Consider the following 23,088-nt stretch of genomic DNA (forward strand, 5'->3'; position numbering starts at 1 on the left):
AAAAGAATGTTAGTGATAACTAACGTTAAGATTAAAAAAAACTTCAACTATTTCAGTTGAAGATATTAATATGTTAGTTGTCACTAACATTCATTATATACAACCTTTTCTTGTTTGTAAAGATAAGAAAATCCAGCTTTCTCTGTCATCGACTGGACTTTCTTAATAATTATAGTGCTTTTACCAATCCACCATCAACGACAAGTGCCTGGCCTGTCAAATAAGTATTGGCGCCCGAAGCGAGAAATACTACCGCTCTGGCAAATTCGTCCGGCTCTCCATATCGCCCGATTGGAATCGATTGTTCGGTTTGTTTTTTTACTTCCTCTGCGGTAGTTCCCAGCTTTTCTGCTCTTTTTTCATCAAGCTGAGCTACTCTGTCAGTAGCTATCCGGCCAGGCCCAACGGTGTTAATCAAAATATTATCACCGGCAAGCTCCTGAGAAAGGGATTTTGATAAACCGACGATGCCGGCCCGGAACGTATTGGATAAAATCAGATTATCCAGGGTCTGCTTGATCGAAGACGAAGCGATATTGATGATCCTTCCGCTCTGCTGCTTACGCATAGAAGGTAATACTTCCCTGACGGTCCGGACAAAACTGAGCAGATTTAATTCGAACGCATTCTCCCAATCTTCATCTGTGAATTTATCAAATGTACCAGCAGGAGGCCCGCCGGCATTATTGATCAATACGTCTACAGTACCATTCCAGTCCATCGCTTTCTGAACCAGCTGCTTGATTTGGTCTGAATTGGTAACATCACATATGGCATAATCCACATGACGGTTGCCGCTCACTTCTTGAATCTCTTTTTTTGCTGCCTGAAGCTCTTCCTCATTCCGGCTTGAAATCAAGACATGGGCACCCTCTTTTGCAAACTCCAGGGCTGTTGCTTTTCCAAGACCTTTACTAGATGCTGTTACAATTACCGATTTTCCTTGCAATTGAAAGTCCAAAATATTCATCCTTTCTATCGTTTCTTCAAATCTACTACATTATTTTTTAGTGGTGGAAATCCATCTATCTGACATTCAATCACATCTCCGTCACGAATGACGATGGCGCCAGGAGTCCCTGTCGAAATAATATCTCCCGGCTGTAATGTCATCACCTCGGAATGGAATGCGATGAGATAATAGGGATCAAATGTCATATTGCTTACTACATTCTTACGGTGGGATTTCCCGTTGATAATGGTAGACACATTCAATTGGAACACATTGTCCACTTCATCCGGTGTAACCAGCTGGGGACCAAAGCTGAAAAAGGTGTCAAAACTTTTCGACCTCGTCAAATAACGGGGATTGCGCTGCAGGATATCTTCTGCGGTCATATCGATGACAGTCGTATAGCCAGCAATGACATCTGCTGCCTCTGATTCGGAAATATTTTTACACGTCTTCCCGATGACCACCCCTAATTCTGCTTCACCCGTGGTCCGCTCCGACTGGACTGGTACCTTAATGGTATCCCCATTGCCGATTATAGTGGTGGATGGTTTCATAAAACTCGCTGGCTCAGTGCTTGGGGCTTTCTCGTTCAAATCGGAAGCATGATCGATGTAATTGAGTCCGATTCCCCAAATTTTTCTTGGCTCACGATAAAGCGGACGATATAACCCTTCATCACTTGCAAGAAAGTGAGAATCAAGCCGATTTTTCTCATCAGCTGGTTGATCACTATACCATTCAGCTAATGAGATACCTTCCCAGTATCAATCAAATCAAACAGGCTGATCGGCCAGTCCATTTTAAGTACTTCATTAATAGATGCGATGGGAAGCAGACGCTCCCCATCTACTATTGCTGCCATCTCCGTTCTATCTTTTTCAATCGTTGCAAGCCTCATCTGCTACTTCCCCCTAATTCCTTGCTTCTATCGGTTGGTTCGATCGTAAGTCAGGCTTATTTTTAAAATTGGTGAACAACACGTAAGCGAATACGACCAATCCGATAACATCTGTCCAGATACCTGGATAAATCAACAACAATGCTGCTAGTCCGGATACCGCCCTCAACCAGCCAGGGACCTCTTTCATCACATACCCTTCCGTCATGACGGATAATAAGAAGACACCGATCAGTGAAGTGATGGTAATAATGAGGATATTCATGAAATTAGCATCAATCATCAGCATTTCATGAGAGAAAACGAACATAAACGGTACAATGAATCCTGCGATTGCAAGCTTCATCGCCTGAAATCCGGTCTGGTTCGGGTTTCCTCCCGCTATACCGGCACCGGCGAAAGCTGCCAGGGCAACCGGGGGTGTAATATTGGCAAAAATCCCGAAATAGAATACGAACATGTGCGCTACAAACGTAGCTGTTTCTGTAGAACCAGCCAGCTCCCTGTACAAGGGGAGCTGCAGCAAAATCGGAGCTGCCATTGTACTTGTGATAATATAGGTTGGAATGCTCGGCAGACCCATACCAAGGATAATCGAAGTGATCATGGTCAAGAACAACGTAATGATCAACTGGATCAATGGACTGTTGACCGCACTTCCGATATTAACGATACTGTTAGCTATTTCAAGCGCTACCCCGGTTAACGAGGCGATACCCACAACGATGCCGACTGCACCACAGGCAATCGCAACCGGAACGGTGGTCCTCGCCCCATCTTCTAAAGCGTTAAGGGCATCTTTCACCCCGACTTCATCCGCTTCAAGCTTCAACCACTTTCTCCATAGATTGATTGCCAATGGAATGGCAATAATCAATAACAGTTCCCACCAGTCTCCCCGTACATTCGGGATGGCACGGCCGCTGAGTAACGCAGTGAGCTGTGGCTGGAAGATAAGGAACAACGCAATTCCTGTAATGACTGGCATCATCTGCTTCGAACCTGCAATTACTACTGTAGCGATGATGGACCAGAATGCCGCGTAAAACGGCGTCTTACCAGAAAATAATAAATACAACAGGATCAACATTGGAATAATCAAATGGCCACGCTTCGCGATAACATCTCTCAGCTTTGGCAGTTCACTTTTAGGCATCCCCTGCAGTCCTCGTTTGGAGGCACGGAAGTGAACTTGAAGCAAAATGCCAACATAAAATAGCAAAGCGGGAATGATACCAGCAAGAATGATTTTTGTGTAAGCGAGATTTAAATTTTCAGCCATGATGAACGCAGCTGCACCCATGATCGGTGGCAATATTTGTCCACCAACACTGGCTGCTGATTCAACGGCCCCTGCAAAGTTTTTCTTATACCCGATCTTTTTCATCAATGGAATCGTAAATGCACCTGTGGTTACAACGTTAGCAATTGCAGATCCGTTGATAGAGCCAAGAAATCCACTCGAGATGACCGCAACTTTTGCCGGACCACCTTTCGTATGACCAGCTACTGCAAGAGCAAGATCATTGAACAATTGGCCCATCCCTGAGCGACCCAGGAATGCCCCGAACAGGATAAATAGAATAATATAACTTGCCGAGACCCCGATGGCGGTACCCAGAACCCCTTCCGTGATAAAAACAAGTTGAGCAATAATTTGTTTGGAAACACTAGTGACTACCGGAGTTGTCAACTCTGGATATATGGATAGTTTTACATAGAAACCATAGATCAAGAAGCCAAGGCCTAATAAAGCAAGCCCCCATCCAGTGACCCTGCGAGTAATATCAAACAATAGGAAAATGATCAAAATACCGACATAGAAATCGGTGTCATTGATCCGTCCACCAGATTCGATAATCCGTTCCGCGGTCATGAACATGTATATTCCTACACCAAGCGATAAAGCGGCAGTAATGTAATCATAGAAAGGTACTGACTTTGCCCCTTTTCCCTTTTTTCTTATGAATGGATACAATAGGAATCCAAGCGTCATTAACGTGTATAAATGAATGCTCCGTTGTTTGATGTCGACAAGCGATCCAGCGTAAGAAGTATATAAATGAAATAGCGACAGGGAAATCGCCAGGACGGAAATCACTAACGCAACTGGTTTGGCAATTCCCGTCCGCACAGTACTTTCGCGGTCATAATCTTCTGCGGATTTTTGTTGATTCTTCCCCATACTCTCACCTCATTCTAGTAGCAATAAAATAGCCGATGGCATGCAATAAGTTTATTTTTTCAACAGTCACACGATAAGATTTGGCGGGTTCTAATTTAAAAACCTCATCCCCTGTAATGAAACGGTGCTCTGTCGTTTTTCCGGTTCTTGTGACCAGCTGACTGCCGATCGGCTGATAGATTTCTGTCATGTATACCCAGCCGTCTTTTATGAAAGTATCCTCACCTGCATCATTTGGCACCCCGGCACCAAACGTCTTGAACCTGGTAGAATCTAAGACGATCTGTCCATCTTCGACTACAAACATTTCTTCCCATTCTTCTTTCTCCACCGAATGGATCCAACGAATGGAAAAAGATTTCTTCTTTTGAATAAAAAGGGCTCTCTCCAGATCGTTATTAACAGAGACGGTGAGTACTGTTAGTTTGATGAAAAGCAGCGGCAGCAGGAGGAGAATGATAGCAGCTAGAAGCAGCAATAGTCGTTTCATAGAATTATTTTAAAAAGGGCACCAAAGTCGATGCCCTTTTTTGATTACTCCAAAATTCCTTGTTCTTCATAGAATTTTTTCGCCCCAGGATGAAGCGGTGCAATCAAGCCTTTGGCAATTTCATCCCGATCCAGCTGCTTAAGTGCGCCAACAGCTACTTCTTCTGTACCCAGGTACTCGTAATAACGTTTTGTGATATCGTAAACCAGGTCTTCACTTAAATCAGGAGATACGATAATCATGTTTTGAATACCTACTGTTACTACTTTGTTTTCCAGATTGTATTGAGCTTCATTACCTGCCTCAATGGTATATTCTTTATAGAAAGGGTATTTTTCCATTAGCTTGGAAGCTACATCCCCTTTGATTTCAACAAAATTAATATCTGTCTGCTGCATCAAATCAGTGATGTTGCTGTTTGGTACTCCAGATGTGAAGAAAGCAGCATCAAGGTTGCCGTTTTTCATTTCCTGCACACTGTCCGCATAGCCTGTATGTGTAACTTTCCCAAGGTCCTCATAAGTAAGGTCGACAGCTTCTAGCACTTTCTTCGCACTTTGTTCTACCCCCGAACCAACCTTACCAACGCCTACTTTTTTACCTTTCAGATCTTCGATTGATTCAATTCCGCTGTCTTTCAAGGCGACAACTTGTACGACGTTCTGGTACATTCCGGCAACCGCCTGGACATCGACAGCATTGCCTTCAAATTGACCCTTACCTTCAATTGCGTCAAAGCCGACATCACTCATGATGATAGCCATCTGGTTCAGTCCATCCTGAATATTCTGGATGTTCGCCACAGAAGCACCAGTAGATTCAACCGTTACATTTCCTACTTGATCGCTTTCTTCAAAAATCGGCTTCAGTGCACCACCGATCGGATAATAGGTTCCAGAAGTACCACCTGTACCAAATACTAGAGACTGAGCACCATCGCCGGATTCTCCTCCGCCAGAACCTTCAGACTCTCCGCCGCCACCGCCACAAGCAGCCAGCAGCATGACAAAAGTCAAAGCAAGAATAAAAGATAATTTCTTTATCATATAATTAACCCCCATTTCGAATTTAGAACTATCTCTATGTTATCGCTTACATGATATTTTTTGAATATTATGACCATATTGGACATTTTGGTCATTTTGGTCATAAAAATTGAACCATTAACACTAGTATTAAATAGTAAAAAAGATTGTCTCTTTGCATTCGAGACAATCTTTTTACTGAGAGATTTTATAACGATTCACCGGCCGTCCTACTCCCCCATACTGGATATCAAGAACGACATCGCCGGTATTCTTCAAGTAATCCAGGTACCTTCTTGCGGTCACACGGGCAATACCAATACCGTCAGCAACTTGTTCTGCAGATAGTGCTTCTTGCTGCTCTTTCAAAAAAAGCGTAATCTGGTGAAGCGTTTGTTCATTGAGCCCCTTTGGCAAATCCTTTGGTTCAAACGATCTTTGTTTAGGTGTCTGGATGATATCGTCAATCTGCTGCTGGCCAAGCTCCCCTTCTCCGGAGAAACGCACATGAAGTTCCCGGTAGCGGGTCAATGCCTGCTCCAGCCTATCGAATTTGAATGGCTTGACGATATAGTCAGCAGCTCCATGCTGCAGCATTTTCTTTATGGTACCTTTATCGTTGGCGGCCGTAATGACAATGACATCAATATCCAGTTGTTCACCCCGGAGATACTCTAAAGTTTCCACCCCGTCTTTTTCTGGCATATAGATATCTAATAGAATAAGATCGGGGGTTAACTCCCTTGCAAGTGCCAGCCCCTCCTCTCCATCCGATGCAATCGCTGCTACCTGGAAGCCAGCGACCTGTTCGATGAACTGCCGGTTCACTTCCTGAACCATGGGATCATCTTCAATCAACAATACCTCAATCACCGGCTGCGTCATGTGGATTCCTCCTCCAAACTCATTGGGAATGTCAATAATATGCTTGTCCCTTCACCTTCCTGAGAAACGACTTCTACCTCTCCAAGCCCTTTTTCAACTACGTTATTGACGAGATACAATCCAAATCCTGAGCCTTCTTCTCCTTTGGTTGTATAACCTTTTTTAAAAATATGGTCGATTTGCTGTTTGGGAATCCCTCTACCGTTGTCCTCCACTGCTATTGTACAAACATGGTCGTCCTGACTGATGGAAATGTCCACCCACTTCTGATCCCGTTTGACACCCTGAAAGGAATGGAATGCATTTTCAATCAAGTTGCCTAAAACAAGCACAAAATCATGCTTATCCAAAAGTGGAGGATAAGCTTTCAGCTCACTTGCCTCGTCAATGGAAACATCGACGCCTATCTCCCGGCCACGGCTGACTTTACTAAGTAACAATCCAGAAATACTGTAATCTTTCATTTTTGTAATTAAAAAGCGTGATAATTCTTCTTGCTTTTCAGAAGCATCAAACACAAATTGCAACGCCTGTTCTTTTTTATCCAACTGGATCAGCCCTGCAATCGTATGTAATTTGTTCAAATGTTCATGATTCTGGACACGAAGTGCATCAACAAAAGCTTTGACACCAGTCAATTCTTCAGCGAGCTTGGTTGCTTCTGTTCTGTCCTGGAAAACCGCAACAGCACCTACGATTTCATTTTCAACCCGAATTGGCACCCGTGTACTCATGATCAGCTTGTCCCCAATTCTCATTTCTTCATGATAGACAGGAATGCCCTCACGCAGTACCTTCAATAACTTTGTCTCACGGATGACAGCTTCAATTGGCTGGCCTACCCAATCCCCTTCAATTCCTAATATCTGCTTAGCTTTATCATTTAAAATAGTGACCTTTCCTTCCTTATCAATGGCAATAATACCTTCATTCATCGCCTGGAAGGTTGCTGTCCGTTCTACCAGCAACTGCACGATTTCATGAGGCTCCAGCCGGAAAGTCTGCTGCTTCAGATGGCGGGCCAGCAGCCAGGAGCCGGTAACACCGAACAATGCTGTCAGAAATAGTATGAACAGGATTTCATTTTTAATATCAAACAGAATTTCACCAACAGATGGAAGGATATTTCCCACGATAGCTATGCCAATCTGTTCATGTTCATTATTCATGATCGGTACGAATGCACGGATTGCTGTTCCCATCTCCCCTTGCGCTTTTGCCGTATAACTATGCTCAGCAAAAGCCGGTCCTTCATCTTTTCCAGAAGAAACCTTTCCAAGCTGTTCCGATACAGGATGGGAGTAACGTATCCGGTTCATATTAAGTATAACGATATAGTCAGCGTCGTTGACGGTACGAATTCTCTCTACGATGGGATTAATTTTTGTCCATCCGCCAGGCTCCATTAAGTTTTCCTTGATATCCGGAAGGTTCGCTACCGTACGCCCTGTAATCATCGCTTGTTTTCCCAGCGCATCCTCTTTCGATTCGATCGTATTGCCGATGACAATAATACCACCGATGACAATAGAGAATAAAACGACGCCAAACGATAAGATTGTAATTTTCCAACGGATCGGCATGTGCTTGAGTTTCATGAGAAATCTTCCTTCCCATCAGGCTAACCCTAGTGTACCATTTATTCTTTATTGTGTTACACTGTTGAAAACGATTACGGGAGAGGTGAAAGCATTGCGTACAGTCATCACGATTACGCTTTTCATCATTACCGGCATTTTCACTGCCTTATTTTTCGGTTTTGATTTGAGTGAAGCATCCAGAACGCTGGAATATGATGATGAGCAGGAAGGCATCCAGGACGAGCTCATCATCCAATTCAGTCACGTGGTTGCCGAAAACACTCCAAAAGGCATGGCAGCAAGAAGGTTCGCCTCTCTAGTAGAATCACGTACGGATGGAGAAATCAAAGTACAAGTCCATTCCAATGGCACCCTCTATAATGACCAGCAAGAATACCAGGCGTTAAAAGAAGGCCGCGTGGAAATGATTGCGCCTGCTACCTCTAATTTGACTGAACGCTTTCCGAAATGGCAAGTGCTTGACCTTCCCTTCGCCTTTCCGAGCCACCAGGCTGTCGAGGAAGTATATGAAGGTGCCATCGGAGAGACATTGCTCCAGGATCTGGAGCAGGAGGGCATCAAGGGTTTGACATTTTGGTATAATGGTTACAAACAAGTCACCAATAACAGCCGGCCGATTATATATCCGAACGATTTCGACCGTCTTCATTTCCGGATCATGCCAAGCCCTGTTATCGAAGCCCAGTTCGAACAATTAGGTGCAAGCACCAGTGTCCTTCCTTTTAATAAAACCTACCGTAACCTGGAAGTAGGATTTGTTAATGGCCAGGAAAATACTGCGTCCAATATTTATTCAAAAAAATTATACCAGGATCAGTCCTACATGACGATCAGCAATCATGGCTATCTTGGTTATGCTGTGCTGATCAATCAAGAATTTTGGGACAGCCTTTCAAAAGAACATAAACAAATCATCGAGTCATCGATGGCAGAAACAACCAGCTGGATTCGCCGTCATGCTATCGAGTTGAACGACGAACATACCAGGAGATTAAGGCAACAGGAAAACTTACAGATCGATTATCTGACACAAGCACAACGGGAAGCATGGAAACGAAGATTAACATCTATCTATGACGATGTCGAAGCGGTCGTCGGGGAAAATTTGATGCGTGAAATCTATGATTTGCAAGATAAATATGGCAACTAATTAGCTGTTAGGAGGAGAAAACATGAACACGATATTTGTAGCTGGACATTCTAAACTGCCGACAGGGATTGCCGCCAACCATATATCCGAATCTCTGACATTGACACTTGAAATCGATAAAAAGTATGGGGTAATCGTTGACGCCTCTTGTACACTTGCTACCGATCACGGTAGAGAATATGTAAAAAACCTATTGAAGGGCTACAGTTTAAAAGAAGGATTAGATGAACCTTTAAAACAACTGGAAGACGGCTACCGTGGAAAAGCAGGCAATGCTATTGCGGCAGCTTTGAAGGACTCTTACAAACAATATCAAATGCATGATTAATCAGGACAGCCGCTTTGAACCGCGGCTGTTTTTTTTAATATTGGCTCTGTTAAATCTAAGTATTAATTTTACAGTTAATACTCCCATTTGTTGAACATCGGTTTCGTTACATTTACTTAAAGAAAATGGGGTCTTGAAAATAGCTCGTTTTCCGCGGGGAAGAAGGCAATCCTTTCCAGCAGGAGTCTTACCATTTCCAAGCCCCCATTACCATGAATGGAGTAATGAAACCACCTTTTCATACTTATAATGGAAGCATTATGCAAAAGGCGCTACCATGGGTATCTGCTATTTTTAACTTCCTGGATAGAATTAGAGAAAGTCGATTCAAAACAAACTTTTAAGGCAAGGGGCGTCGGGGAACGACGGGACTCCTGCAGGATGAAAATGACAGGTGAGACCCCGGAAGACGAAGTCTGAGGAGGATCAGCGCATGGCCGCGGAAAGGGAGTCGTTCCCCAACGCCTCCTCCTTTCGGAATCGTGTCTTCGACTATACAGGCCGGACCTATTACATCTCACCGTGATTTTCCCACAAAAAATGGAGCCAACTCCAGGATGAAGTGGCTCCATGAAAAGTTAATTAGTGACAAGGCTTGGCTTGAGATCATCCGTCGCCTTCAGATGGTCCTGAGGAGGGATACGGTGTACAATCTCTTTTCCGATTTCCAGGGATGCGGTCGCCGCTGGTGACGGCGCGTTGCAAACATGAATAGATTTTCGCCCAGGAATGATATAAAAATCATCGACCAGACGCCCATCCCGCAGCATCGCTTGCGCCCGGACCCCGGCATGAGTTGGAACGACATCATCCACCTGGATCTCTGGTACAAGACGCTGTAAGCTTTTCACAAACGTCTGCTTATGGAAAGAGCGAACCATTTCTTTCATGCCTTCCTGAAGATTGCTTCCCGCCATTCTCCAGAACCCAGGGAACGAGATCGTATCCAGCGTATCTTTAAGATGGAAAGCAGTCTTGTGATAACCTTCACGCTTGAAGCTCAGCACAGCATTCGGACCGGCATGGATACTCCCATCAATCATCCTGGTAAGATGAACGCCCAGGAATGGAAAATCGGGGTTCGGGATCGGATAAATCAATCCTTTTACCAGGTGACGTTTTTCCTCTGTGAGGGTAAAATATTCTCCCCGGAAAGGAACGATCTTGACATCCGTTTGGATCTTCGCCATCTTTACCAGACGGTCACTATGAAGACCGGCACAGTTAATCAGAAAGCGGGACATGATCGTTTTCTTGTCCGTATCAATGAACACTTCACGTGAGGACTCATCGATATTCATCACTTTCGTACCAAGCAGCAGATCGACACCGGCTTCCTCTACCAGCCGGGCAAGGGTCTCGGTCACCTGCTTATAGTCGACAATCCCGGTCGTCGATACCTTCAGACCAGCTATCCCATTGACGTGGGGCTCTATTTCAAGCAGCTCTTCGCGATTCAGCTTCGTCACATTCAGTCCATTTTTATGGGCATTTTGATGAAGCTTTTCCATTCTTGGAATTTCTTCATTGTCTGTTGCGACCAGGACTTTACCGCAAACTTCATGATCGACCCCATGTTCTTTACAAAATTCGACCATGGAAGCGGCACCTTGTTTTGCAAGTTTCGCCTTCAAGCTGCCGGGCTTATAATAGACACCGGAGTGAATGACCCCGCTATTGCGGCCGGTCTGATGACTGGCCCAGGATTTCTCTTTTTCAATGACCGCGATCTTTGCGGCTGGATATTTTTTGATAAGGGAATAGGCGGTCGATAAACCGACTATCCCTCCACCGATGATGGTAAAATCATACATGCTGACTACTCCCTCCTCATCCAACAATTACTCGGCGAAACGGCCTCGTTGACGTAACAACTCTCTATGAAGTTCGGTATTTTTTTCAAAAGCTTCTCTGCCATGAAGCCAGAAACGGTTGTTAAGCATAATCAAGTCACCTTCCGGCAGATCCAAACCGAAGGTAGCTGGCGAATTTTCCATCGAATGGGACAAATCCTTCAGATACTTCGCTTGATCGATCGTTTCCGGATACACAAACTGGTCAATAAAGCAGATACAAGGACCGTTGTTATGCTCATAGAATGTTTGGCGAAGAATATCTTCCGAAACATTTTTACTAGCTGGAGCTTTGTAGGTAAACTTGTATTTTGCTAAAGGGTGGTTATAAAAATAATCCATGTCTTCCCAATCATCTAAATGCAGGATACGGGAACGTCCACCTACCGCATTTTCTTCCTCAAACTTCATCATCAACAGCCAGTCTGTCGGCTCATCGACATACGTTCCATCGGTGTGAAGTGTGAATGTACGATACGCCTGGCGCAGGTAGGAATCACTGTCATCCGTATGCTTAACAGAAAAGCGTGCGTAGTATTTCCCTGACATGGCATCGAAGTTCGGTGTACCGACAAGATGAGTAAGAGCCGTTGAGAACTTCACATAATCCTGATCGTCTTTCGTACGTCCTTGCAATCCTACTGTGAATCCTCCTGTCTGCCGATCATGGAGAATGCCGCGAATCGTTTGAATGAACTCTTCTCCCACTAATTCTACTAGTTTATCAGCTGCCATCAACCGCATATATGGTACATATTCCAACTGCTCATCACTGACATCCTTTAAATCCTCAATAAACTTGTCAATTACTTCATTTTCAAATTCGATATGATAAAGACGATGATGCTTCGGATGCTGTTCCACCTTGTACCCTTTTCCAGTTTGAAGCTCTAATTTACCTTTTTTTAGATCCATCGCACACATTATTAAAAACCTCCCGAGTTTTTTAGTTAGTTGTTTGGTTGCTGACGGGCCCTTTCAGCGATTAGAAAACCTCGGCTTACCGCCGGGTATTTATAGCGAAAGCCTTAATTTTCTTATACTTTAATCCTTTAACAAAGTTAAACTCTTAAAGTATTAAAAAAAGCCAGTATTATCCCTTGATTAAAAGGAAAAATACTGGCTTCTAAACTGCGTGGGTGCTCTGGCGTTCAGAGTTATAGCAGTCTTGACAGTCATATATTCAAATGAATTTCTAATAATCTAGCAAACCGGCTTTGAAAGGGGGGTGCCTTTCTAAAGGTTGCTTTCTGATATCTATCATATAACAATCGAAATTTTCTGTCAACAATGTTTTTAACTTTTATATGGTGATAATAGCAGATTCCTGTGGATATGCGGGCTAGGTGAGCCATAGATTCTGGAACGTAAAAAAGCCTTCCCGTGTTTCAGGGAAGGCTTTCTATGCTTTGTGGCGAAGGACCGACGACCACATTCGTCGTTGAGCTTATAAAAGCATATCCATTCGTCTTACACAAGTTAGCTCATAGCTCAATTACTATACCACGCTTATCTGGTAAACACAATCTTTATTTTTATAATACTTTACTCAAGAATTCCTGTGTTCTCGGATTCTGTGGATTACCGAACAGATTCTCTGGGACATCTTCTTCCATGATGACGCCCTCATCCATGAACAGGACTCGGTCCCCTACTTCACGGGCAAAGCCCATTTCATGGGTGACAACGACCATTGTCATGCCTTCTTTGGCAAGGTCTTTCATGACCTCAAGCACGTCCCCGACAAGTTCCGGATCGAGCGCTGATGTCGGCTCATCAAACAACATGATTCTTGGCTCCATCGCAAGTGAACGAGCAATGGCGACACGCTGCTTTTGCCCGCCGGACAAACTTTCCGGGTAGACATCCGCTTTATCGCTTAGTCCAACTTTTTCCAATAATGGCAAAGCTGCTTCTTCTGCATCTTTTTTCTTTATTCCCTTTACTTTGATCGGACCCAGGGTAATATTTTCGAGTACGGTTCTATGAGGAAACAAGTTGAAATGCTGGAACACCATTCCGACTCGTGAGCGTACTTCATTGATATTGATCTTGGGATCGGTCAGGTTATCTCCTTCAATATAAACCTCCCCGGAGGTTACTTCTTCAAGCAAATTCAAACAACGCAAAAATGTACTTTTTCCTGACCCTGAAGGGCCGATGACACAAACTACTTCCTGCTCTTTGATTTCAGCATCTATTCCTTTCAATACCTCAACGGAACCGAATGATTTATGCAAATCTCTCACGCTGATCATCATACGTCAAGTCTCCTTTCCACTCTTCTCAAGTAAACGGCTGTCGGTACTGTAATGACGAGATACATGATACAAACCATCGTCAATGCCTCAAACGCAGCAAAGGTAGCACCATAATATTGCTGCCCCATGTAAAGTAATTCTCCAACAGCGATAACAGAGAAAAGAGAGGTGTCTTTCAGGCTGATGACAAACTGGTTACCGAGCGGTGGAATCATTCGTCTGAATGCCTGCGGCCAGATGATATACCTCATCGTCTGGTTGCGTGTAAGACCGATCGAACGGCCTGCTTCATCTTGGCCTTTATCGATCGAGTAAACGGCTCCGCGGACGATTTCAGCAATATAAGCCCCTGCGTTGATCGCAATCGCTATGATAGACGCAGTGATTTTATCGATATTGACTCCCATCAAATCAGATAGACCAAAATAAATGAATAAGATTTGGGCAAGAATCGGTGTACCACGGACAACCTCTACATACACCGTGGCAAGACCGTAAATGAGTTTATTTTTGGAAAGACGGGCAAAGCCGAAGATAGCCCCGAGGATAAAACCGAAGATCAACCCGACACCAGTAATCAATAACGTCCATACCAGTCCTTCAAACAGCATGGGCATGACTCGGTAATAATGGGATTCTGTTATAAAGTCCATATGTGTTTTCGCTCCTTATTCTACGAATTGTGCGATAAATGAAGTGGATTTTTTCAATATAAAAGCGTAACAAGCTAATCACTTGCTACGCTTTTACCGATCAGCTATACCTCTTCTCTTGGTGTCATTAAACGTTATTCAGATGATTCTGTACCGTATTTACGCTCACCGAACCATTTTTCATAAATGTCATCATACGTACCGTTTTCTTTTAAAGTTTCCAGTGCCTTGTTTACATCTTCAACCAGGTCGGAATCTTTCGGGAATGCGATACCATACTTCTCCCCTTGAAGAATATCCCCGACTGTTTTCAATTTAGCAGAATCATTGGATACATAATACTGGACGTTTGGCACGTCATACATAACCGCATCAAGTCGACCGGACTCCAAGTCCATATATGCTTCAACGATACCCGGGAATGTTACCAGCTCGGCATCTGGATGGTTTTCTTTAATGTAAGCTTCACTAGTAGTACCAGAACGTGTCCCTACTTTTTTGCCAGCAAGGTCATCTTCTGATTTGATTTCATTATTATCTTTATTAACAGCGATCATCAGACCAGCATCATAATATGGATCAGAAAAATCAATAGTTTCTTTACGTTCTTCTGTAATCGTCATCCCTGCAATCCCGATATCGAAACGACCGGACTGCATGCCACTTACAACACCATCAAATTTCATCGACTCGATGTTGACCTTGAAACCTGCTTCATCAGCAACTGCTTTGATCAAATCGATATCGAAACCTTCCATCTCACCTGTGTCTTCGTTCAAGAATTCGAATGGAACGAAGTTGTTATCTGTAGCAACCGTGTACTCTTCTGCTGCATCACCGGAATTACAGCCAGCTAACAGAAGAGCTGATAGTGCAATTACAAGAATAAATAAGTACCCTTTTCTTTTTACCATGTTTCTTCCCCCTTTTTATGTGCGTAATTAATTATCTCAAAATTCGTTATTAATTAAAATTTTCTGAATTATATGTATTTTGTCATATTTATTCATATTCCATGATTTTTATTAGGTATTTATCGCATTGCTAATAATTACGACTAATTAATCCTATTTCCTGTTTATTACGAAACATTTACAACTTGACCTGGTGGCAATCTACTTTTCCTATAATCTTTTTTAGGAAATAACTAGGATAATTAATCCTGTTCATAGAACTAAGTACTCATACAAAAATTAAAGGAGGAGCTTTATGAACTTCCTCGTCAACTTAATCGATTACTTGATTTCTTCAAAAAGAACATTCATTTACTCAACCTACAGCTTGAAAGAATACTACAGGATTGTGTCTAAACTTAAGTCGGCAACCATCAAATACCGGGTCGCTTCGAACGCTCATATGTCCTACCATACCGGAGTGACAAAAAATGACTACGGCAGTGAATATAAGTTTTATGTCAAAAAGGAAGACGAGCATAAAGCTTTGCAGGCCATTCATAGTAAATAACTGATGGTTTGTCAGGAATGAAAGAATAGAAAAACCACCTGGCCGTCCAGGTGGTTTCATCATTATAATAGATTTTCCTGCAGTCGGAAGCAGACTACTTTCTGTTCGGTCATCGATTCAATTGCGTAACGTACACCCTCACGTCCGATTCCGGAACCTTTCGTCCCGCCGAATGGCATCGCATCGATTCGGTAGTCGCTGCTGTCGTTAATCATGATACCGCCGACGTCCAAGCCTTTAATTGCGTGAAAAGCGTTATTGATATCGGATGTAAAAATACCTGCCTGCAGGCCGTAATCCACATCATTGGAACGCTCGACTGCATCATGGAGGTTTTCCACCGGCATAATCAACACGACAGGACCGAAAATTTCTTCGTAAGCGATTTTAGCCGTTTTCGGTACATCACTTAGAACGGTTGGATAATAAAAACTTCCTTCGCGTTTTCCGCCGATGTGGAGTTTTGCTCCTTTCATTAATGCTTCATTGACCCAGCTATCGACACGCTTTGCTTCCCTTTCATTGATCATTGGCCCGACATCCGTCAGTTCATCCATTTTATCGCCGACCTTCAACTCCCCCGTACGACTGATGAAGGTATCAAGGAAGCGGGAATAACTATCTTTTTCCACGTAGATTCGCTGGACGCCGATACAATTTTGACCGACGGCAGAGAAAGCGCCGGAAACACAGGATTGAACCGCATCATTCAAGTTAGCATCGTTCAACACAATTACCGGAGAATTGGAACCCAGCTCCATGCTCACTTTTTTAGGACCCGCTTGTTCGGATATCTTTTTCCCGGCATCCGGACCGCCGGTGAACGACAGCACCTTGACCGCTGGGTGAGTCACGAGAGTTTCACCAATTTCACGGCCAGATCCAGTTACCACGGACAAGAAACCATCCGGTAAGCCTGCATGCACGAACGCTTCTGCTAATTTAAGTGCACTTAACGGCGTTACAGAAGCCGGTTTGACGACTATCGCGTTACCCGCAGCTATCGCAGGTCCGACTTTATGCGCCACAAGGTTCAATGGATCATTGAATGGGGTGATTGCACCAACGACCCCAACCGGAAAACGGTAATGATAACCGACACGGTTTTCGCTGCCTTCATTCTGATCAAAGTTGATGGTTTCTCCATTGATCCGGCGTGCTTCTTCCGCACTAATCTGTATGGTTTGGATCGCCCGCTTCACTTCCCCGCGTGCTTCATTGATTGTCTTACTGCCTTCCGAAGCCAATGTCCTGGCAAAATCCTCAGCATTTTCTTTCATATAAGCTGCTGCTTCAGATAAAACACGGATCCGTTCATGCGTCGGCCAGACTACCGTTTTCGTATAAGCCTCTTCCGCTTTTTCGATGGCTGCGAGCATATCTTTACTGCTTGCTGATGGTACGGAAGCGATTGGACGGTCATTCTGGGGATCGACTACATCAAATGTTTGATTAGAATGGACCCATTCCCCTCCGATCAACATCTTCACTGCTTTCACTTTGGTATGCATGAAAACACCACCTTCCTTAAATTTTTTCCATCGTCTTTTGGCGCTGATAGTCAATCAAATCGATCAATAAGGAGAAACCCGTTTCCTTAAGCCCGGCACCTGCTCCCGTCAGCATGATCGGTCCTGCCAGATCGCATTCATACAAAATCGCGTTGGTTGCGCCTGTGACTCCTGCAAGTGGGTCATCAGTGTCCAATAGCTGCGGCTCTACGGAAGCTGTGACGGTGCCATTCTCTTTTTTCACCTGTGCTAACAAGCGCCACTTTTTATTTTGCTCAAGGGCGTCATTGACCATTTCAAGTGTCATATCACTGATACCCTTGCAAGGAATATCTTTTGATGAAATTGGTGTACCCATCAGGTATCCGGATAGGATGGCTGCTTTATAACGAGCATCATATCCTTCGACATCATTCGTCGGATCCGCTTCGGCATAGCCTAATTCCTTCGCTTTTTGTAAAGCAGTTTCATAGGAATTTCCTTTTTCCATTTCTGTCAAAATATAATTAGTCGTACCGTTCAAAATCCCTTTGATTTCCTTAATTTCATTGCCAGCCAGGGTAGCGACAGGCATCCTTAACGCCGGAGTTCCGCTCATTACTGTGCCTTCAAACCCCCAATAAGCGCCATTTTTTTCTGCCAGTTTACTTAGTTCTTCGTAAGCGAGGGCTACCGGTCCTTTGTTAGTCGTGACAACACTTTTCCCTTTCTCAAAAGCGGCCCGGCAATGATCGATAGCGGGCTGCCCTGTTTCAACGTCTGTAAAGGTCACTTCGACAATCATATCTGCATTGCTCTGCTGGATGGTTGCCATACTGTCAAGCCCCTTTGTCACACCTGGTCCGTCCGGATAATTTTCCACATTACCGGTCTCCCGTACTGCTTCCAATAACTGCTCAATATCCAACCCATCCGGCTGATAAACCGCACCTTTCATCATATCCGAGACAGCTACTACTTCCGCTTCAAGTCCATAAGAACTCTCGAGATGTACCTTGCGTTCCAGTAAAATTTCGGCAAGCGCCTGACCGACACCACCAAAGCCGACAAAAGCTATTTTAGTCATCGACCTTCCTCCCTTCTTGAACTTGTAACAACCGGTGAATACAGTTCGTTAAAATTGCTGCACCAATAGGAAGCGCATTTTCATCTATTTGAAAATCTCCTGTATGGAGTTTTCGTTCCGGGGCACCTTTCTGGGCACATCCCAGGAAAAACATTGCACCGGGTTTGTTATCGATCATATGGGCGAAATCTTCGCCCCCCATACCAAATGGCCCTTCATGGATTTTCATATTCGGATAAAGGTGTTTAGCAGCTGCTTTAATCTGTTCATTTACAATTTTATCGTTATCCAAAGCAGGCTCTCCTGTTTCAATATATAAATCATAGGAGCCACCAAGTGGAGGAATGACGCCAGCTATCTGTTCCAATTCCCGGACTAACTGCGCCCGCATTGCTTTTGTGTAAGATCGCATCGTGCCAGTAATCGTCACTTCATCGGGAATGACGTTCGCCGTCTCCCCTCCGTGTATTTCACCTACACTGATCGCACCTACGGATAATGGATCGACTTTACGACTGATCAGACTATACAAGGCCTGCAAAAAGTAGCTCGACATCCATATCGGATCGGTAGCCAGGTGAGGATACCCGCCATGCCCGCCTGTTGCTTTGATGGTCATCCGGAAGTTATCGATATTCGCCATACTCGGTCCGTCGTTCACCTGGATTTCTCCGGTTGGACGCCAGGGACATACATGCAATGCCAGGAAAGCCTCAATATCATCCAAAAGCCCCGACTTCAGCATCAATGGCGCCCCTGTCATTCCAGCTTCATTGGTATCTTCTTCAGCAGGCTGGAAAATGAACTTGATGGTTCCAGCCAGTTTACCTGCTTTGGACTCTTCACTCAGCAGTTTGGCAGTACCAAGCAAAATAGCGGTATGAGCATCATGGCCACAAGCGTGCATGACCCCGGGATGAACAGATTGATAGTCTAAATCATTGTGTTCATTAATAGGCAGAGCGTCCATATCTGCACGTAATCCGACCGTAGGGCCTTCTCTGCCAGTCAAGGTAGCGATAATACCGTATCCTCCGACATTGGTTTCAAAATCAAAAGCATCCATCTTTTCTAATTCCTGCCTGACGTAGGCACTCGTTTCTCTTTCCTGGAAACTAAGTTCCGGATGGCGGTGCAAATGACGCCGCCACCGGATTAAATCTGCTTTGATTCTTTCTACATTTACGGTTACTGGATCATGTTTGATCTGCAACAGGATCCCTCCCTATCAGCCTTTCACTGTCAAGCTCTCTGGCAGCGACTGGAATGCTTGATTTAAATCCTCCTTCAAATCCTCGATATCTTCTATACCAGCCGAGTAGCGGATCAACCCTTCCGGAATTCCCATCGCTGCCCGCTCTTCCGGCGTACACTCCACATGACTAGTCGTTCTGGCTGGGCCGACGATTGTTTCGACTGCTCCAAGGTTAGCCGCACGATTGGAATAGTTCAGTTTTGGCAGCAAGTGACGGACAGTGTCCATGCCACCCTTGACAGAAAAGCTGAGCATGCCTCCGAACCCCTTCATTTGCGTCTTAGCAATATCATGGCCTTTATGCTCTTCCAGCCCAGGATAGAATACGTCATCGACTATATCGATAGTTTTCAAATGACGGGCAATGGCCAGTGCGTTTTCATTTTGACGGTCAATCCGCAACTTTAACGTCTTCATACCGCGAAGGAGCAAGTATGCTGCCATTGGATCGAGCGTTGCACCGTTAATTTCACGGTAATGGTACACTTTTTCGACCAGCTCTTTGCTGCCGACTAAGGCACCACCAAGTGCATCTGCATGCCCGCCTAAGAACTTGGTTGCACTGTGGATGACAAGATCCGCACCTAGTGCTAATGGATTCTGGTTCACAGGAGTTGCGAACGTATTATCGACCACCACGATGGCTCCAACTTTTTTGGCCACTTTTGCTACTCGCTCAATGTCGGTGATTTTGACAGTCGGGTTGGTGGGTGTCTCCAAATACAGCACTTTACAGCCTTTCATTACCTCTTTTTCAATCGCTTCATGATCCCCTGTATCACACAGTTCCACCTCAATGTGCTGTTGTGGAAGAAATTCCGTAAAAATCTTGTTCGTGCCACCGTACGTATCTTTGATGGATACGATCCGGTCGCCAGGGAAAAGCAAGGTACCAAGTGTATTGCTGATGGCTGCCATCCCTGTCGAAAAGCTGGTTGCCGCTTCAGCATCTTCCAGGATTCTGATTTTCTCTTCAAAAGCCTGGACGGTCGGGTTCGTGTTACGTCCGTAGATGTGTCCTTCTTTATTGCCTACGGCTACCTCATACCAATCATCCATATCGTCATAACCGAACGATACACTGTGCACAACTGGTACTTGTGTTGCACCAAATGCTAATGAATCCTTTTCTCCCGCCCAAATGGCACGTGTGCCGATATTTGTTTTTTTCATCCTAAATTCCTCCCTTATCTTTATTCAGTAAGCCTGTCGTAGGCAAATCTGGCAATGGCTGTATCCTGAACACCCGTTCCAGTCAAATCACAAACAGTGATTTGGTTTTCATTTATGCGGCCTTGTTTATTGCCAGCAGTGATCTCCCCAAGTTCAATTGCTTCATCGATCACTCGCTGGTCGTTACAGGACCTCATTTCTCCGAGTCGAAGTGACTGCGCTTTGACATCACATACAACGTAGTCCGCTCTCTCCAATACGCTGCTTTCGAGTTCCTGCTTATGCTCGGCATCCGATCCCATAGCAGTGATATGCAAACCTGGGTGGAACCATTCAGCTTGTATCAGCGGTTCTGTAGAGGGTGTCGTTGTAATCACTACATCGCTTTCCGTCACCACTTCTTCGGGGGAACTGACAATTTCTACATCAATGTCCAGGTCCTGTAACATATCCTTTTGATACTGTGCCGTTTTTTCAGGCGTACGTCCGTAAACGAGCAATTTATCAAAACCACGGACTAGCTTAAGCGCTTTGACTTGCAGACGTGCTTGAGCTCCTGTTCCGATAACCCCGACTGTTTTAATATTTTCTCGCGCCAAATGTCTGGCTGCGACTGCTCCGGCAGCTGCCGTCCGGACTTCTGTGAGATAACCGTTATCAGCAAGCACCGCTTTGGGAATCCCTGTTTCTGAATTCAACAGCAGCATCATCCCACTAGCGCTTGGCAGTCCTCGTTTATCGTTATCGAAAAAACCAGAAGACAGCTTGACGGCAAAACTGTCATAACCTGCTACATAAGCCGATTTGATGTCAATTTCCCCATTATGTTCGGGGACATCTATCCGCATGATCGGTGGCATCTGTACCTTTTTCTGAACCAAATCATTGAATGCCTCCTCGACCACAGCGACTACCCTGTTGTCGAGACGGATGACTTTTTCGATCTCCTCCTTAGTGAAAAGCTTCATAACCAGACCCCCTAGCTGATCTTATCGGTTGGATTGATATTCAATGGATCCCGTACGATCAACCCTTGCGGATAATTGGTGAACCGTTCACATCCTGTATCCGTCACCCGGAATGTCTCAGAGATTTCAATACCGTAATTATCGAACCACAACCCTGGAATCAGATGGAATGTCATATTCGGCTCAAGCACGGTTTGATCACCTTTTCTCAGACTTGCCGTATGCTCACCCCAGTCAGGCGGGTAGCCTAATCCGACTGAATATCCGAGTCTTGATTCTTTTTCCATCCCATATTTTTTAATAGACTTACGCCACGTTTCCTCAATGTCGCCACAGGTGATTCCAGGTTTGATCGATGCCAGCACTTCCTGTATCCCTTCTGTCACAATCGGAGAAAGTGTCGTCATTTCTTCTGAAGGCGTCCCGATCGAGACCGTCCTTGCTAAAGGCACATGGTAGCGTTTATAGCAGCCAGCCAATTCAATGATCACAGCTTCTCCGCTCATAAATGCTCGCTCTGACCAGGTAAGATGCGGGGTACACGTGTTTTCTCCTGCCGGCAACAGCGGAACGATTGACGGATAATCACCCCCATGACCATTGGAACCTTTTACTAAGTGATAATATATCGTTGCAGCTACATCAGATTCCTTTGCACCTGCATAAATGCTTTCAATACCTTTTTCCATGGCATGTTCGGCGATTATAGCTGCCCGTTTCATGTATTCAATTTCCTGGTCCGATTTGACGATCCGAACCCCATTAACAAGTAAGTCCGCATTTTTGAAAGTCGCGTTCGGCAGGTTATTTTTTAACTGTTCAAAAGCTTTCGCTGAAAAATAATAGTTATCCATTTCCACACCGATCGTCCGGTTGCCTTGACCGATCTGCGTCAAAATTTCGGCAATAAAATCCATCGGATGGTATATAGCAGAATGCACATAATAATCCGGGTAAGCGATTACATTTTCATCATAGATCCAGGTCGTCTTCCTGGCACCATTGGCATCCTGGAATCTGCCTATCCATAGCGGCTGTGCTTCATCAATGATAATCACAAGCATCTGATGGACATAAAAAGACCACGCATCGTATCCGGAAAGGTAGTTCATATTGGCGGGGTCTGTGATTAGCAGCACCTCTACCCCTTTCTCTTCCATACGCTTCTTCGTTTTTTCCAGACGTTCATGATATTCCAAAATATCAAACGGAAGCATCATCATATCCCTCCTTACAATAACTGAATATTTATATAATTCTTACTTATCATTGTATTCATCTAACTCCTCAGATGTAATGTCCAATCTGTATGAACTTTTACAGCTAGGCTTTATACAAATTAATTAGACTAAAGCGGAAGCGGCCGT

The 23,088-nt window shown here is 44.4% G+C and carries 24 protein-coding genes; 4 read left to right on the forward strand and 20 right to left on the reverse strand.

The annotated features are described in order from the left end of the window. Positions 1–169 precede the first annotated feature (169 nt). From BLV00_RS04925 to BLV00_RS04955, 9 genes are all read right to left on the reverse strand, one after another. The gene (locus BLV00_RS04925) at positions 170–961 is read right to left on the reverse strand and encodes an SDR family oxidoreductase (protein ID WP_093043024.1); all 792 of its coding nucleotides are present in this window, start codon (positions 959–961) and stop codon (positions 170–172) included. Between the two features lie 14 nt (positions 962–975). After that, positions 976–1,548, reverse strand: coding sequence for a fumarylacetoacetate hydrolase family protein (locus BLV00_RS04930; protein WP_342722030.1), 573 nt, complete (start codon positions 1,546–1,548; stop codon positions 976–978). Continuing rightward, positions 1,545–1,670: a hypothetical protein gene (locus tag BLV00_RS22640; protein ID WP_342722032.1), complete on the reverse strand. Its 126-nt coding sequence runs from the start codon at positions 1,668–1,670 to the stop codon at positions 1,545–1,547. The genes BLV00_RS04930 and BLV00_RS22640 overlap by 4 nt, the downstream gene beginning before the upstream one ends. Positions 1,671–1,697: 27 nt before the next feature. Further along, the gene (locus BLV00_RS22645; protein ID WP_342722034.1) at positions 1,698–1,853 is read right to left on the reverse strand and encodes a hypothetical protein; all 156 of its coding nucleotides are present in this window, start codon (positions 1,851–1,853) and stop codon (positions 1,698–1,700) included. Between the two features lie 13 nt (positions 1,854–1,866). Continuing rightward, positions 1,867–4,038 (reverse strand): TRAP transporter permease, encoded by a 2,172-nt coding sequence (locus BLV00_RS04935; RefSeq protein ID WP_093043026.1) that lies wholly within the window; start codon positions 4,036–4,038, stop codon positions 1,867–1,869. Positions 4,039–4,042: 4 nt separating this feature from the next. Continuing rightward, a complete protein-coding gene (locus tag BLV00_RS04940) occupies positions 4,043–4,528 on the reverse strand; it encodes a DUF1850 domain-containing protein (RefSeq protein WP_093043029.1) in 486 nt (161 codons plus the stop codon). A 44-nt stretch (positions 4,529–4,572) separates the two neighbouring features. Beyond that, positions 4,573–5,574 (reverse strand): TAXI family TRAP transporter solute-binding subunit, encoded by a 1,002-nt coding sequence (locus BLV00_RS04945; protein ID WP_093043031.1) that lies wholly within the window; start codon positions 5,572–5,574, stop codon positions 4,573–4,575. Positions 5,575–5,748: 174 nt separating this feature from the next. Continuing rightward, positions 5,749–6,438, reverse strand: a complete 690-nt coding sequence (locus BLV00_RS04950; protein WP_093043033.1) for a response regulator — start codon at positions 6,436–6,438, stop codon at positions 5,749–5,751. Next, entirely contained in the window at positions 6,435–8,036 is a 1,602-nt protein-coding gene (locus BLV00_RS04955) for an ATP-binding protein (protein ID WP_093043035.1), read from the reverse strand. The genes BLV00_RS04950 and BLV00_RS04955 overlap by 4 nt, the downstream gene beginning before the upstream one ends. A 64-nt stretch (positions 8,037–8,100) precedes the next feature. On the opposite strand from BLV00_RS04955, the gene BLV00_RS04960 reads away from it, so the two are divergent. The 3 genes from BLV00_RS04960 (at position 8,101) to BLV00_RS21875 (ending at position 9,937) form a co-directional block, all read left to right on the forward strand. Continuing rightward, positions 8,101–9,189: a DctP family TRAP transporter solute-binding subunit gene (locus BLV00_RS04960; protein ID WP_245728830.1), complete on the forward strand. Its 1,089-nt coding sequence runs from the start codon at positions 8,101–8,103 to the stop codon at positions 9,187–9,189. 22 nt (positions 9,190–9,211) lie between these two features. Continuing rightward, complete coding sequence (locus tag BLV00_RS04965; protein WP_028784830.1) at positions 9,212–9,517, forward strand: DUF3870 domain-containing protein; 306 nt, start codon at positions 9,212–9,214, stop codon at positions 9,515–9,517. A 249-nt stretch (positions 9,518–9,766) separates the two neighbouring features. Further along, positions 9,767–9,937, forward strand: coding sequence for a hypothetical protein (locus BLV00_RS21875; protein ID WP_176791327.1), 171 nt, complete (start codon positions 9,767–9,769; stop codon positions 9,935–9,937). A gap of 158 nt (positions 9,938–10,095) precedes the next feature. Here BLV00_RS21875 and lhgO read toward each other — a convergent pair whose 3' ends face one another. The 5 genes from lhgO to BLV00_RS04990 form a co-directional block, all read right to left on the reverse strand. Continuing rightward, a complete protein-coding gene (gene lhgO / locus BLV00_RS04970; RefSeq protein ID WP_093043037.1) occupies positions 10,096–11,331 on the reverse strand; it encodes an L-2-hydroxyglutarate oxidase in 1,236 nt (411 codons plus the stop codon). A gap of 27 nt (positions 11,332–11,358) precedes the next feature. Beyond that, a complete protein-coding gene (gene glaH, locus BLV00_RS04975) occupies positions 11,359–12,294 on the reverse strand; it encodes a glutarate dioxygenase GlaH (protein ID WP_093043039.1) in 936 nt (311 codons plus the stop codon). A gap of 611 nt (positions 12,295–12,905) precedes the next feature. Further along, complete coding sequence (locus BLV00_RS04980) at positions 12,906–13,628, reverse strand: amino acid ABC transporter ATP-binding protein (protein WP_093043410.1); 723 nt, start codon at positions 13,626–13,628, stop codon at positions 12,906–12,908. Next, on the reverse strand, positions 13,628–14,284 hold the full coding sequence (locus tag BLV00_RS04985) for an amino acid ABC transporter permease (RefSeq protein ID WP_093043041.1): 657 nt from the start codon (positions 14,282–14,284) through the stop codon (positions 13,628–13,630). Before BLV00_RS04985 ends, BLV00_RS04980 begins: the two co-directional genes overlap by 1 nt. Before the next feature lie 134 nt (positions 14,285–14,418). Then, a complete protein-coding gene (locus BLV00_RS04990) occupies positions 14,419–15,198 on the reverse strand; it encodes a glutamine ABC transporter substrate-binding protein (protein WP_093043043.1) in 780 nt (259 codons plus the stop codon). A 295-nt stretch (positions 15,199–15,493) separates the two neighbouring features. Between BLV00_RS04990 and BLV00_RS04995 the strand changes: the two genes are divergently transcribed. Beyond that, positions 15,494–15,748, forward strand: a complete 255-nt coding sequence (locus tag BLV00_RS04995) for a hypothetical protein (protein WP_093043045.1) — start codon at positions 15,494–15,496, stop codon at positions 15,746–15,748. Between the two features lie 62 nt (positions 15,749–15,810). Here BLV00_RS04995 and BLV00_RS05000 read toward each other — a convergent pair whose 3' ends face one another. Genes BLV00_RS05000 through BLV00_RS05025 form a run of 6 tightly spaced genes read right to left on the reverse strand, consistent with a single transcriptional unit; the run spans position 15,811 to position 22,938 of the window. Next, the gene (locus BLV00_RS05000) at positions 15,811–17,259 is read right to left on the reverse strand and encodes an aldehyde dehydrogenase family protein (protein WP_093043047.1); all 1,449 of its coding nucleotides are present in this window, start codon (positions 17,257–17,259) and stop codon (positions 15,811–15,813) included. 16 nt (positions 17,260–17,275) lie between these two features. After that, a complete protein-coding gene (locus BLV00_RS05005) occupies positions 17,276–18,325 on the reverse strand; it encodes a homoserine dehydrogenase (protein WP_093043049.1) in 1,050 nt (349 codons plus the stop codon). Further along, positions 18,318–19,538: a M20 metallopeptidase family protein gene (locus BLV00_RS05010; protein WP_245728831.1), complete on the reverse strand. Its 1,221-nt coding sequence runs from the start codon at positions 19,536–19,538 to the stop codon at positions 18,318–18,320. The genes BLV00_RS05005 and BLV00_RS05010 overlap by 8 nt, the downstream gene beginning before the upstream one ends. Before the next feature lie 15 nt (positions 19,539–19,553). Continuing rightward, positions 19,554–20,753 carry a cystathionine gamma-synthase family protein gene (locus tag BLV00_RS05015; protein WP_093043051.1) on the reverse strand — a complete coding sequence of 400 codons (1,200 nt, stop codon included), beginning with the start codon at positions 20,751–20,753 and terminating at the stop codon, positions 19,554–19,556. A 20-nt stretch (positions 20,754–20,773) separates the two neighbouring features. Further along, positions 20,774–21,721 (reverse strand): cyclodeaminase, encoded by a 948-nt coding sequence (locus BLV00_RS05020; protein ID WP_093043053.1) that lies wholly within the window; start codon positions 21,719–21,721, stop codon positions 20,774–20,776. An 11-nt stretch (positions 21,722–21,732) separates the two neighbouring features. After that, on the reverse strand, positions 21,733–22,938 hold the full coding sequence (locus BLV00_RS05025; protein ID WP_093043414.1) for a M24 family metallopeptidase: 1,206 nt from the start codon (positions 22,936–22,938) through the stop codon (positions 21,733–21,735). Positions 22,939–23,088 lie beyond the last annotated feature (150 nt).

The sequence above is a fragment of the Thalassobacillus cyri genome (assembly GCF_900107755.1).
Taxonomy (GTDB): domain Bacteria; phylum Bacillota; class Bacilli; order Bacillales; family Halobacillaceae; genus Thalassobacillus; species Thalassobacillus cyri.